At 46.5% G+C, this 13,259-nt stretch carries 13 protein-coding genes and 1 other annotated feature; of the genes, 7 read left to right on the forward strand and 6 right to left on the reverse strand.

The window, feature by feature from the left end:
* Nucleotides 1-203 precede the first annotated feature (203 nt).
* The 4 genes from G475_RS0121460 to G475_RS0121475 are packed head-to-tail and all read right to left on the reverse strand — an operon-like array spanning nt 204 to nt 2,538.
* Nucleotides 204-410, reverse strand: coding sequence for a hypothetical protein (locus G475_RS0121460; RefSeq protein WP_026703010.1), 207 nt, complete (start codon nt 408-410; stop codon nt 204-206).
* A 3-nt stretch (nt 411-413) separates the two neighbouring features.
* Nucleotides 414-983, reverse strand: coding sequence for a beta-class carbonic anhydrase (locus G475_RS0121465; RefSeq protein WP_026703011.1), 570 nt, complete (start codon nt 981-983; stop codon nt 414-416).
* Between the two features lie 14 nt (nt 984-997).
* Nucleotides 998-1,660, reverse strand: a complete 663-nt coding sequence (locus G475_RS0121470) for a class I SAM-dependent methyltransferase (RefSeq protein ID WP_233275828.1) — start codon at nt 1,658-1,660, stop codon at nt 998-1,000.
* The gene (locus G475_RS0121475) at nt 1,567-2,538 is read right to left on the reverse strand and encodes a TIGR01212 family radical SAM protein (RefSeq protein ID WP_035712373.1); all 972 of its coding nucleotides are present in this window, start codon (nt 2,536-2,538) and stop codon (nt 1,567-1,569) included. Before G475_RS0121475 ends, G475_RS0121470 begins: the two co-directional genes overlap by 94 nt.
* Before the next feature lie 255 nt (nt 2,539-2,793).
* Nucleotides 2,794-3,026: a binding site (T-box leader), on the forward strand.
* 78 nt (nt 3,027-3,104) lie between these two features.
* On the opposite strand from G475_RS0121475, the gene leuS reads away from it, so the two are divergent.
* A complete protein-coding gene (gene leuS / locus G475_RS0121480; RefSeq protein WP_026703014.1) occupies nt 3,105-5,528 on the forward strand; it encodes a leucine--tRNA ligase in 2,424 nt (807 codons plus the stop codon).
* 324 nt (nt 5,529-5,852) lie between these two features.
* Here the strand turns inward: leuS and G475_RS0121485 are convergent, their stop codons facing one another.
* Nucleotides 5,853-7,133 (reverse strand): BaiN/RdsA family NAD(P)/FAD-dependent oxidoreductase, encoded by a 1,281-nt coding sequence (locus G475_RS0121485; protein WP_026703015.1) that lies wholly within the window; start codon nt 7,131-7,133, stop codon nt 5,853-5,855.
* Between the two features lie 91 nt (nt 7,134-7,224).
* Between G475_RS0121485 and G475_RS0121490 the strand changes: the two genes are divergently transcribed.
* From G475_RS0121490 to G475_RS25970, 5 genes are all read left to right on the forward strand, one after another.
* A complete protein-coding gene (locus tag G475_RS0121490) occupies nt 7,225-7,635 on the forward strand; it encodes a secondary thiamine-phosphate synthase enzyme YjbQ (RefSeq protein WP_026703016.1) in 411 nt (136 codons plus the stop codon).
* 222 nt (nt 7,636-7,857) lie between these two features.
* Nucleotides 7,858-9,495 carry a putative polysaccharide biosynthesis protein gene (locus G475_RS0121495; protein ID WP_026703017.1) on the forward strand — a complete coding sequence of 546 codons (1,638 nt, stop codon included), beginning with the start codon at nt 7,858-7,860 and terminating at the stop codon, nt 9,493-9,495.
* A gap of 117 nt (nt 9,496-9,612) precedes the next feature.
* A complete protein-coding gene (gene ftsW / locus G475_RS0121500; RefSeq protein WP_026703018.1) occupies nt 9,613-10,752 on the forward strand; it encodes a putative lipid II flippase FtsW in 1,140 nt (379 codons plus the stop codon).
* 43 nt (nt 10,753-10,795) lie between these two features.
* Nucleotides 10,796-11,500, forward strand: coding sequence for a hypothetical protein (locus tag G475_RS0121505; RefSeq protein WP_156911848.1), 705 nt, complete (start codon nt 10,796-10,798; stop codon nt 11,498-11,500).
* Entirely contained in the window at nt 11,487-12,233 is a 747-nt protein-coding gene (locus tag G475_RS25970; protein ID WP_051302818.1) for a pseudouridine synthase, read from the forward strand. Before G475_RS0121505 ends, G475_RS25970 begins: the two co-directional genes overlap by 14 nt.
* Nucleotides 12,234-12,315: 82 nt before the next feature.
* On the opposite strand, the gene G475_RS0121515 is transcribed toward G475_RS25970, so the two are convergent.
* Complete coding sequence (locus G475_RS0121515) at nt 12,316-12,534, reverse strand: DeoR family transcriptional regulator (RefSeq protein ID WP_026703020.1); 219 nt, start codon at nt 12,532-12,534, stop codon at nt 12,316-12,318.
* A gap of 449 nt (nt 12,535-12,983) precedes the next feature.
* Between G475_RS0121515 and G475_RS0121520 the strand changes: the two genes are divergently transcribed.
* Nucleotides 12,984-13,259, forward strand: a 276-nt coding sequence (locus tag G475_RS0121520) for a transposase (protein ID WP_026703021.1), incomplete at its 3' end; no start/stop codon positions are given.

The raw sequence follows: 13,259 nt of genomic DNA on the forward strand, positions 1-13,259 counted from the left end.
ATCGCTGCGTCAAAATAGGTCGCTTTCCGCGGGCACGGCTCGAATAAAGGAGGATCGGCTAAGGACGGCACATCCTTTGCCGACGCCGATCTGACCCGCATCCTGCGGGCCCTCGGAGAAAAATCCCTTCCTGCGGGGTCTCGAGACTCGTGCTTTTCCCGCAGGAGTCGACCTATTTTGACTCCGCTGAATGGACGTTCTTGTTATATAAACCCGATGTCCGTTTTACCAATTTTTCTTTCGTTTGGCCCAACCACCTTCTCTATTCCGACGAGGCCGGCCACGGAGACTCCAGATTCACTTGGTAATGCGATCTTCTTTACCAAGTGAGCTGAAGCCGTCCCCATGGAAAGCGCAGTGACCGGGTGCAGCGATCCCATCGTCATTGTTTTGTTCGGGTTTTCGGCCATCTCCTATCCTTCTGTCCCGGCCTCTTTCTCTATGACGGTGAGTTCCCCTGTTTCCGGGGAGATGACGAGACCATGTACCGGAGTATTTGCGGGCAGGAGCGGATGACGCCGGATCATGTGTACACTGTGGCTTACATTTTCTTCGACATCATCGAAGCCCTGCATCCATTTATTCAGATCCACTCCGGCATAGGAGGCTTCTTCCAGTCTCTCCCTATCAGCACCGCGGCTTTGGGCCTGGTCCAACACAGCATCGGAGGTCAACCCAGTCATGCCACACCCATAATGGCCGATGACAGCTACTTCTTCCGCCTGCAGGGCATAAAGAGCCACCATGATACTTCTCATAATACTGTCATAAGGATCAGAGACCATGGCCCCGGCATTTTTAATAATCTTGGCATCTCCGTTTTTTAAATTCAGCGCCTGGGGAAGTAATTCAATTAAACGAGTGTCCATGCAGGTTAAAATAACGATTTTTTTATCCGGCAGTTTGGACGTTTGATAAGGTTCATAACTTCGGTCAGCCACAAATTTTTCATTAAAAGAAAGAATAGAATCAATTACAGACATTTTTTCTTCACTTCCTATCTTTTTTCAAAAATTAATAAAAAAGGAGGGTCATTCACCTGGTTGATAAATTCATAACGAAGAACCTGCACCTCTTGCTGCGGCAGGCCATTGGCGTAAACTTCCAGCTCTTCTTTCTCTCTCTTCCCTTCTTGATGGCCGGGATAGACAACAACCATGATAAGGGCGCCGCTTTTCATCCGTTCCAACAGAAGGGTAATAGCTTGGAGCGTCGTTTCTGTACGGGTGGTAATAGCCTTATTCCCGCCCGGAAGGTAACCAAGGTTGAAGATGACCGTTTTCACCTTGGTGTGTTCGTTTTCCGGAATCCTCAAAGCAGCATTTTCATGCCCGTCGTTCAAAAGGGTGACTCTTTGATGAAGCTGGTGATTTTCCAGAAGCCGGCTTGTTTTTTCCAGTGCTTCGTGTTGAATATCAAAGCTGTATACTTTGCCGCTTTCCCCGACGCATTGAGCAAGATAGAGTGTATCCTTTCCATTTCCGGCAGTGGCATCCACAGCGATGTCTCCATCCTTCAGAGATCGTTTCATCCATTCCTTGACAAAAGTAAGCACAGTCGGCAGCGTCATCGGGATAAGGCCGTCTCCGGCTGATAGAATTTTCCCTGCCAGCTGTTGCGCCGCTGCAGTTCGCTGTCGATGGCGTTTAAAACCTCCCATTTGTTAAGGCTCCACATCGGTCCGATCAAAAGATCTGCAGGGCCGTCTCCGGTCAGTCGGTGAATGACCATATCCGGAGGAAGCAGTTCGATTTGATCGACAACAAGGCGGACGTATTCATCCATGTCCATAAACTCCAGCATTCCTTTTTCATACTGGTTCACCATGGGAGTATGTTTGAGTAAATGGAGGAGATGAATTTTAATACCCTGGATATCCAATTTTGCCACTTCCCGGGCTGTTTCTTTCATCATATCATGAGTCTCCAGGGGAAGCCCGTCAATGATATGGGAGCATACGCGAATGTCGTGAGCGCGGAGTTTATTCACCCCTTCTTTGTAGCATTCGAAATCGTGCGCCCGATTGATAATCTCTGCTGTGCTTTCATGTACCGTCTGCAATCCCAGTTCCACCCAGAGGTAGGTGCGCTCATTTAATTCAGCAAGATATTCTACTACATCATCGGGCAGGCAGTCGGGTCTGGTGGCAATAGCAAGGCCGACTACCCCGTCCTGTTCCAGAATGACTTCAAACATTTCGCGAAGTTCTTCCACCGGTGCGTACGTATTGCTGAACGCCTGAAAATAACCAATGTATTTACCATTTTTCCACTTCTTATGCATCCGGTCTTTAATTTCATGAAACTGGGTGACTAAATCATCTTTCCGGTCCCCTGCAAAATCACCGGATCCACGGGCAGAACAGAAGGTGCACCCGCCGGAAGCAGCTTTTCCGTCCCGGTTTGGGCAGGTAAAGCCGCCGTCGAGAGGGATTTTAAAAATCTTTTCGCCAAAATGCTCACGCAGGTGGTAATTCCATGTATGATAACGTTTCTCTCCCCAAGTTAGAGGAAGGGGATCTTCTTGATGCAGCGTCATATTAAATCTCTCCTTCTATACGCTATACTTTTGTATTTTAGCACGATTCTGCTGTACAGCCAAAATCCGCCCCGGCTGTTTCTTTTTCTTCAAGAGTGAGTGGTTGTATGATAGGATGGAAAGGGAAGATTCATCCATACATAAGAGTTGGCTTCATTTTATGCTTGGACCCTGTGCGCCCTTGACAGAAAGGGAAGGAATTCATAAAATATCAAGTATTGATAATAGAATTCGGGTGAAGAATGTATTATATCGAAAACAACGTTGATAAGGAACAGTAACAGGGAACCTGGAGGCAGAGAGACGGCGGATGGTGGAAGCCGTACAATGGAAGCTGTGAACTCCCCTTTAAGTTGCAGAAGAGAAAAGGAAGTATCTTCTGCCGTTTATCCGCGTTAGGGACATCAAGAGCGGGTGTGCATATCAGCATGCCAATCAGGGTGGTACCGCGGGAATGGCAATTGGCAGGACAACCTCTCGTCCCTATAGGAACAAGGTAGGGGGCGGGAGGTTTTTTATGGATGATAAAAAAGACAGACAGATATAACAAAGGAGGTACACCTACTATGGCTTTCCCCCATCAGGATATCGAAAAAAAATGGCAGCAGTACTGGGAAAATAACAAGATTTTTAAGACACCGGACCATCCGAAGTCCGGAACAGATTATTATGCGCTGGATATGTTTCCGTATCCATCCGGAGCAGGGCTCCACGTAGGGCATCCAGAAGGTTATACCGCAACAGATATTATTTCACGAATGAAACGAATGCAGGGGTACAATGTCCTTCACCCGATGGGGTGGGACGCATTTGGCCTGCCAGCGGAGCAGTTCGCGTTGGACACAGGAAAGAATCCGAGAGAATTTACGCAGGCGAACATTGAAACGTTTAAACGCCAGATTAAAGCCCTTGGTTTTTCCTATGACTGGGACCGTGAAATCAACACGACGGATCCGAAGTATTACAAATGGACACAGTGGATTTTTATCCAGCTGTATAAGAAAGGCCTTGCCTACATCGATGAGGTTGCCGTTAACTGGTGCCCGGCCCTTGGCACCGTGCTGGCAAATGAAGAAGTAATCGATGGAAAAAGTGAACGGGGGGACCACCCGGTTGAGCGCCGGCCTATGAAACAGTGGATGCTGAAAATCACGGACTATGCGGATCGGCTGCTTGAAGATCTCGATGAACTGGACTGGCCGGAGAGCGTGAAGGATATGCAGCGTAACTGGATCGGCCGCTCAGAAGGGGCAGAAGTTTATTTTGACATTGACGGTCACGATAAGACCTTTACCACCTTTACGACCCGGCCGGACACCTTGTACGGCGCTACATACTGTGTGTTTGCGCCTGAGCATGAGCTGATTGAAGAGATTACAACCGAGGAGCAGAAAGAAGCGGTTGAAACCTATAAGAGGGAAGTCGGCACGAAAAGTGATCTGGAACGGACGGAGCTGCAGAAAGAAAAGACCGGTGTATTTACCGGGGCCTGTGCCATTAACCCGGTAAACGGAGAAAAGCTGCCGATCTGGATCGCTGATTATGTCCTTGTCAGTTACGGCAGTGGTGCTATTATGGCAGTACCCGGCCACGATCAGCGCGACTATGAATTTGCCCGAAAGTTCGAACTGCCGATTGTGGAAGTGGTAGAGGGGGGCAATATGGATGAAGAAGCCTATGAAGGCGACGGGCCGCATGTCAATTCCGAATTTCTGAACGGTCTTCATACCGAAGAAGCGATTTCTGCGATGACAGAGCGTCTGGAAAGCGAAGGAAAAGGAAAGAAAGAAGTGACCTACCGTCTCCGTGACTGGCTATTCAGCCGTCAACGTTACTGGGGAGAGCCGATTCCAATGATTCACTGGGAAGATGGTTCCCTCTCCTCCGTTCCGGAAGATGAACTTCCGCTGGAGCTGCCGGAACTGGATGAATTCAAGCCTTCCGGAAACGGCGAATCTCCCCTTGCCAATGCCCGGGAGTGGCTGGAAGTAACAGATCCTGCCACCGGTATGAAAGGGCGGCGTGAAACCAATACGATGCCGCAGTGGGCAGGCAGCTGCTGGTATTACCTGCGTTTTATTGACCCGGCCAATGAGGACAAACTGGCGGATGAAGAGAAACTGAAACGCTGGCTTCCGGTTGATATTTATGTCGGCGGCGCAGAGCATGCGGTCCTGCATCTGCTGTATGCCCGTTTTTGGCATAAAGTGCTGTATGATATCGGCGTCGTGCCGACGAAAGAACCGTTTCAGCGTCTGTATAACCAGGGCATGATTCTCGGAGAAAATAATGAAAAAATGAGTAAATCCAAAGGAAACGTGGTAAATCCGGATGATATTATCAAAACACACGGAGCTGATACACTACGTTTGTATGAAATGTTCATGGGGCCGCTAGAAGCTTCTGTGGCCTGGTCGGAAAACGGCCTCGACGGCGCCCGCCGTTTCCTGGACCGGGTATGGCGTATTTTCACGAATGAAAAGCAGGGATTAAATGAAGCCATCACGGAAACCCGAGGCAGGGAAGAATTTGTACGTACCTACCATAAAACGGTGTACAAAGTGACGGAAGAATTCACCCATCTTCGTTTTAATACCGGAATCAGTCAATTAATGGTGTTCGTCAATGAAGCCTATAAACAGGATGTACTTCCTAAATCATTGATGGAAGGTTTTATAAAGCTGTTGTCGCCGGTAGCTCCCCATGTAGCAGAAGAAATCTGGGAGCTGCTTGGTCATGAAGGCACGATTGCCTATGAGCCGTGGCCGGATTATGACGAGAAGATGCTCATTGAAGATGAAGTGGAGATTGTACTTCAGATCAACGGCAAGGTCCGGGCTAAAACGGTCGTACCTAAAGAGGCGGACCAGGAACAATTAGAACTGCTTGCAAAAGAAAACGAAAAAATCAATGAAGAAATACAAGGGAAAACAATCCGAAAGGTGATTGCGGTTCCTGGAAAACTTGTCAACATTGTAGTAGCTGGTTAAAAGAAACAGAGCTGTATCAAAAGGTACAGCTCTGTTTCTTTTGAGACCGGGCCAACAGGATGTTGGTTATGCAGGCGTTGCCACATGATGTGGCGATTTTAGCCTGTTTCTTTTAGGTTCCCAAAAAGCGGGTCTGAAACCGGGAGTCAGGGAACTATCCTTCCTATTGGTAAAACATACGTTTGTTGTTCATAATTCTGTGGATAAGTACAAAAAGTGTGGATAACAATTTGAATAACTGGTTCTGGAGAAAGAATAAGAGTTGCTGGTTACTGTAAGAATCATTTTTATTTTCCACACCTCATCCACAACAACTTATCCACATTACGTGGATAAGGAGGTGGGGGTGGAGGACGCCGCAGCTGCTTTTCCTGCCGTATATCCGGTGGAAAACGCACAGGTGATGTTAAATCCGCCTGTGTAGGCATGAATATCCAGAATCTCCCCGCAAAAATAGAGACCTTTCGTGATTTTGGATTCCATCCGTTTTGGATGAATTTCTTTAATGGATACACCCCCGCCTGTAACAAAAGCGTCTTCAATGGAGAGAGTCCCGTTCACCTCAAATCGAAAATCGGTGAGAAGCTGCGACAGGGTGCGGAGGGATTCATTTGGAATATCCTGAAGTGCTTTTGTTTCCGGGATGTCTGCAAGTTTCAGAAAAAAAGCAAGCAGTCTTTCCCGGCCCCAATTTTTTAGAGCATTTCTGGAAGCTTTCGCCCCGTTTTCCTTTTTGGCTGTGACAAGCTCTTGAAATACGGTTTCCGCATTTTTATCCGGAAAGAGAGAAAGTCCCATGGGAAGAGTGCCGCTTTGATGTTTTTTTAAGCCTTTGACAACAAATTGGCTGCACCGCAAAACGATGGGTCCGGAGATGCCAAAATGAGTGAAAATCATATCCCCGCGGTGTGTTTTTATTTTTTTGCCTTTGGGATTATAGACGGTTAATGCCACGTTGGAGAGGGAAAGGCCTTGTAGAGTTTTATTCTTAATAAAGGGTGCAGCGGAAGTAATGGGCACCTCGGTTGGATATAATTCTGTAATAGTATGACCGGCAGCCTCTGCCCAGGGATAGCCATCTCCGGTACTGCCTGTATTTGGTACAGATTTCCCCCCGGTAGCGATAATAACGGCATCTGCATCCAGTGTTTCTCCGTTGTCCAGTGTCATACCGGTGACACGGTCCTCCTCAAAGGCTAGGGAGTCGACCTTTGTTTGTAATCTTGTTTCTACTCCAAGTGCTTTTATTTTTGTGAGCAGGGTCTGCACGACGGTTATTGCTTTATCATTTACAGGAAACATTCTCCCCATGTCTTCCTCCTTTAGAGCAATGCCGAGGTTTTCAAAGAAGGCGATAATATCCTCATTGTTAAAAATTGAAAATGGACTGTACATAAATTTACCGTTTCCCGGGATATGTTCGATCAAGTCTTTCTGTTCCATCCTGTTGGTGACATTGCAGCGGCCGCCGCCGGAAATTGCCAGCTTCCTTCCTAATTTTTTCCCTTTATCCACAATAAGGACGCTGGCCCCGTGTTCCGCTGCTGCTACGGCAGCCATTAACCCGGCTGGTCCGCCGCCGATAATAATAACGTTATAATTCATGTTTTTCCCGCCTTATTTAATCATTTCCAGAATGGATGATAAGCTTAGATTAGCCAGAATAAAAGCCATTGTCAAAAAAGGAGGCATTTTAGTGCTGGAAAAGATGACGGTAAATACAAAAAAACACGATGAAATGGTGGACGTGACAAGTGATGTGCAGCAATTCGTTCAAAATCAAAAGTTGGAAAACGGTATTGTCATTGTGTATTGTCCGCATACCACTGCGGGAATCACGGTGAATGAAAATGCGGACCCGGATGTAAAACATGATATGCTGATGAAACTTGATGAAGTGTACCCATGGGAGCATCCAAAATACAAGCATGCCGAAGGTAACTCCGCGTCGCATTTAAAGGCGAGCACCGTCGGAACGCAGCAGACTCTGATTGTAGAGAATGGAAACATTGTTCTCGGCACATGGCAGGGTATCTATTTCTGCGAGTTTGACGGTCCGCGCCGGCGCTCTATCTATATGAAAGCCATGAAAGAATCCAGTGCATAGGAAAGAAGAATATGCCGGCGGATTATGGTAAAATTTCATAGAATGCTTTTCAGCTGATATTAAATTGGTCGATTAGATACCAGAAGTTATTTTAAATACTGTAACGCCTGCGTTAGCAGTCAAGAGGGACGGAAGCGGTCCGCTGCAGCGTATACCCAATAAAAGCAGTCCCGCACGATGAAGAAGCTGCTTTCTTAGCTGAATGTAATTGGAGTGGAAGGAATGGCCGATTCAAATAAATTTCTCAGGGGTACAATGATCTTATCTCTTGCCCAGTTCTTATCCAAATTTCTCGGGATGATTTATGTTTTCCCATTTGTGGCGCTGGTAGGGCAGCAGGGAATGGCTCTTTACCAATACGGGTACCAGCCTTATACCATATTATTAAGTCTGGCGACACTGGGTGTGCCGATGGCAGTATCGAAATTTGTGTCTAAATATAATGCGCTTGGTGATTACCACACGGGCCGGCGTTTATTTAAATCCGGGCTGATCATCATGAGTATTACTGGATTTTTTGCATTTCTCGCATTGTTTTTCATGGCTCCGATAATTGCCGGCTGGATTATATCCAGCCCGGATGAGCTGAGCGGCAATGAGATGAGTGATGTCATTTTCACGATACGCATGGTAAGCGCCGCATTGCTTCTTATACCCGGCATGTCTGTAATGCGCGGCTATTTTCAAGGATTTCAATCGATGGGACCGACGGCGGTTTCCCAGGTTGTAGAACAGATCGTCCGCATCTCTTTTATACTATCCATGGCTTTTGCCATTTTACACATTTTTGACGGGGACCGCGGCACAGCTGTCGGCTTTGCCACATTTGGAGCGTTTGTAGGCGGACTGGGATCTTTGGCTGTCCTATTGATATATTGGAAAAAACGTAAACCATTTATTCAAAAAGAGATGGATCACAGTACCATCGATCACCAAATTCCGTTCACGTCGATGTATAAGGAATTGATTTCTTATGCGCTGCCTTTGTCCTTTGTTGGTCTGGCTATTCCCCTTTTTCAAATGATTGACCTGTTTACCTTTAACAATGCATTGACGGCTTCAGCGTCGTTTACTCAGGGAGAAGCCGAAACGGCTTATGGAGCTTTTTCCGGATCGGCGCACAAATTGATATTGATACCAGTGGCAGTGGCTACCGCTATGTCGGTTACCTTGATTCCGACCATCACCAATTCCTACACCAATGATGATAAGGGATTGCTGCAGCGTCAGATCACGCAGACCTATCAGGTGATTCTGTTTTTGGCAGTACCTGCTGCTGCCGGATTAATGGTACTTTCTTATCCGACATTTGCCGTGTTGTTTGGTCTGAATGATATGGAACTGGGAGGTTATATTCTACGGTATTACGCGCCGGCTGCCATTTTCTTTTCTATCTTTTCCGTAACAGCAGCAATTCTGCAGGGGATTAACCGCCAGCGGTATGTAGTGACCGCCCTGGTGATCGGGCTCTGCATAAAAGGGGCCACGGCTTATGTGTTTTTGTACATCATGGGTCCGGTCGGAGGGAGTTTCAGTACACTCGCGGGCTATGCCGCCGCAACAGGATTGAATGTTTGGGCCATTGGCAGGTTCACTTCTTTTACCTACATAAAGTTAATGAAAAGGCTGCTGTTGATTATTGTACTGACAGTCATAATGGCGGCTGCGGTTGTGGTTGTTAAAGAAGGGGCCTTGACGATGTTTCCGCTTCAATCCTGGAGAAATGCTTTTCTGGTGGAGTGTTTCAGTGTAATTGCCGGAGCGGGGCTGTATTTTATTTTAAGTGTGAAAACCGGATTGGCCGGAATTATATTAGGGGATCGATTTTCAGTGTTAAAAAGAACAAAGGATGTTTCGTAAGCCCTGCTCTATAAAATACGGGGGCAAAGTCCCCTTTTTTCAGGGAAGGGCCGATGATATAATATAACAACACTTGGAAATTAAAATGAATTCAGGCTCAAAACCCTGGAGGGTATTATGAAAACGACACGCTATAAAGATTACGATTGGTGGTTAATAATTTCTGCCCTGCTGCTCACCATGTTTGGGATCATCATGATATACAGTGCAAGTTTTCCGCTGGCTATTGATATATATGATAATGCTTCCCATTTCTTCGATCGGCAGCTGATATGGTTTGTGGTTGGGATGGGACTGCTTGTTTTCTTTATGCATTTCCGGTACGACATGTGGAGAAAACTATCCCCCCTGCTGATCTTAGGATCCGTACTGCTGTTGATTACAGTATTATTGGTGGGAACACATATACGGGGCGCCACGAGCTGGATTACTATCGGCCCATTTACGATCCAGCCTTCTGAATTTGTGAAATTAGCGGTCATTATTTACCTGGCTCAAGTATATTCACAAAAACAGGCCTATATTAATAAATTTATCAGCGGAGTATTGCCGCCGCTGGTTGTAGTCGTATTTATATTTTCCTTAATAATGCTGCAGCCGGATCTTGGGACAGCTGCGGCCATATTAATGACAGCTGGGATCATTGTTTTTTTATCTGGAGCGAAATGGAGGCACCTAACAGTCCTTGCCTTATTATCCGGAGGCGTGATTACATACTTCGCGATAAGTGAATCCTACCGCATGCAGCGCTTGATCGCTTTCCGTGACCCATTTGAGACCGCAGAGCGGGCAAGCGGCGGCGCCTATCAGCTGATACAGTCCTATATATCCTTTGCTCATGGAGGGCTTACCGGAACTGGTCTGGGACAGAGTGTTCAAAAAATGCACTATTTACCTGACCCCCATACGGATTTTATATTAGCTGTGATTGCAGAAGAACTTGGGATTTTCGGGATTGGGTTTGTGCTGCTCTGTCTTTTAATGATCGCATGGCGGGGAGTACTGGCTGGTATTCGCTGCAGGCAGACGTTTGGAACGCTGCTTGCCTTTGGCATTGTATTTCAGCTTGTCAGCCAGGCTATCGTTAATGCCGGTGCCGCGAGCGGCCTTCTTCCAATCACGGGTCTCCCCTTCCCGTTTCTTAGTTATGGAGGTTCTTCTCTATTGGTATCCTTAGCCTCGATTGGAATCGTAGTGAACATTTCCAGAGAAGGGAACAGGATTAAAAGAGAGCAGGACGAGAATCAGGCCGCCTGACAGGGACTAATGCTCTGATGATTTGATTTTATTTTTTGGAGGGATGACTGCTTTGCTTCTGGTAGGATTCGGAAAACTGGCCAGGATGATCCTCGCTTTGAATGAAGAACAGAAAAGTTTTTACATTTATAACCGCACGGCCTGGAAAGTGAAAAAAGCTGCATCCCGCGACCCTCGGATAAGGTATGGCGGTACAGATACTTTTATGGATCACAAGGAGGCGTTTCTAGCTCTTCCTCCAAAGGCCTGTATAGATTTTCTAAAAGAGAATCGATACCTTTTTCCTGCTGATTGTACGTTTTATCTGGGGGCCACGGCTCTCATGGCGGAAGAAGTGGAAAAAGAAGCGCCCGGGCTTCATGTAGTACCGGCTAAATTTGCAGGTCACGCTCAGCAGGCGGTACGGGAGAGAAACGGCGGACTTTTTCTTATGCCAAAAGCATACCTGGCAGAACGGAATGAGTTACAGCGTTGGCTGGGGCCGGCTTTTTCGGTGGTGGAGGCTGAGGAAAAAAATGCAGCTGCAGCAAATAAAATAGCTGTAGAAGAAACTATCACCATGATTGATGCATTATCTGAACGACTGGAACAAGAAAACATTCCGGAAAGAATTCAGAAAACGGTTCTCTCCCAAATCCCCGCGGGTGTTATCCAGGCTCATTTGGAAGAAACACATGGAAGGTTTGCAGAAAAGATATGGCAAAGCCTTCAACATAAAAAAGGAGAACAGGAAAATGAGAGCAGATAAGCTGTTAGCAAATGCTGGATTTGGTACGCGTAAAGAAGTGAAGAAGCTTTTAAAACAAGGGGTGGTTATGGCTGATGGAAAGAAGGTGACACAGGGCTCGGAACAGATTTATCCGGAAACCCAGCATATAGAAGTGAAAGGAGAACCCTTTTTTTACCGGGAGTACATTTACCTCATGATGAATAAACCGGCAGGGCTCATTAGTGCCACCGAAGATGATTTTCATGAAACCGTTCTGGACGTATTAGAATGGGATGATGTCGTCCGCCGTCCTTTTCCCGTGGGAAGACTCGATAAAGATACAGAAGGGATGCTGTTGATTACAAATGATGGAAAGTTTTCTCATGCCCTGACGTCTCCGAAAAAAGGAGTGCCAAAAACCTATGAAGCCCTTCTGGATCAGCCGGCAGCCCGCGAGGACGTTGAAGCTTTTTCCCGCGGGATTGTTCTTGAAGACGGATATGAGACAAAACCGGCAGAGCTCCTCGTTCCTGAGTCTTCCCCGGACCGCGTTAACGTCACAATAAGGGAAGGGAAATTTCATCAGGTGAAACGTATGTTTGAATCTGTAGGAAAAAAAGTAACCTATCTAAAACGAATACAAATAGGGAGCCTTCCTCTTGATGAGACACTTGCCCCAGGAGAGTACAGGGACATGGAGGACAGGGAAATCCATCTCCTTCTGGAGGAAGCTTACCAGCGTACAAAAAACGGGACCGTTTCTTCAGATTAACAAACGCGGTCCCGTTTTTTATCCCGGATCATGTGTAAGGAAACAAGTATCGTATTCTTCGGCGCTGCCGCCGGGTTTATGTCTATGAAACTTTCACTTTTTTCTTTGTAGCTGTCCATTTTCCCCTGGACGGGCTGTGCACCAAACGATTATATTCCAGCACGTTCAGATCCCGCTGAATCGTCCGCTGGGTGATTCCGAATTCGTCAACCAGTTCCCTTGTCGTCACCGTCCCTTTCTCTTTAATATAAAGATAAATCGACTTAACCCTGGTGATCATGCGGTCGGTTGATGGCCTCAAAAAACCACTCCTTAGCTTTAATGAATAGGGAATACTTCCCCGGGGGCTTTTAATCATTATCATGCTTTAAGATTCCGCATTGACAGGAAAACGATGCAGCGGTTGTAGTTTGATGCAGTAGTGTGAAAAGCCAAAGTAGAAATGATAAAGTACCTATCAATGGCCCCATATGTTGTAGTTGCATTATACAATACTTCCTAGGCATACGCAAAGCATAAAACTTTATTTTTTGCAATACTTAATAAAAAATATAGAAAAGTCATATTTTTTTCATTTGAAGGAAGGATGGGCACCCCGAGGATGTATGCGGCGGCGGGTGGACATTTATTCCGTTATTGCGTCGATTTTTCCTATTTTGATGGAGGAATAGGACATTTTAAATTTAGAATAAAAAGTGGACACCTTCTTCATGGACATGGCATGATAAAACCAACAAGGAGGGTTCCCCCATGGGTGAACAGCGTCAACAGTACAGCGAAGCTTTTAAAAAGGACACGGTCCGTTATGTCCAGCAGCACAAACAACAGAAAAACATCACCGACATTGCCGAGGACTTACAGATTCCTCGAAGCGCGTTGTATGAATGGATGAAGCAATACCGCGAATTTGACGACGAACCGGTTGTCGACCACCAACACGTCAAAGACCTGGAACGCCAGTTGAAAGCCAAAGAAAAGGAACTGGCGGATAAAGAAGAAGAACTGGCGATTTTAAAAAAGACGGTG

It is taken from the genome of Salibacterium aidingense DSM 18341 (genome assembly GCF_000429685.1).
GTDB lineage: Bacteria > Bacillota > Bacilli > Bacillales > Marinococcaceae > Salibacterium > Salibacterium aidingense.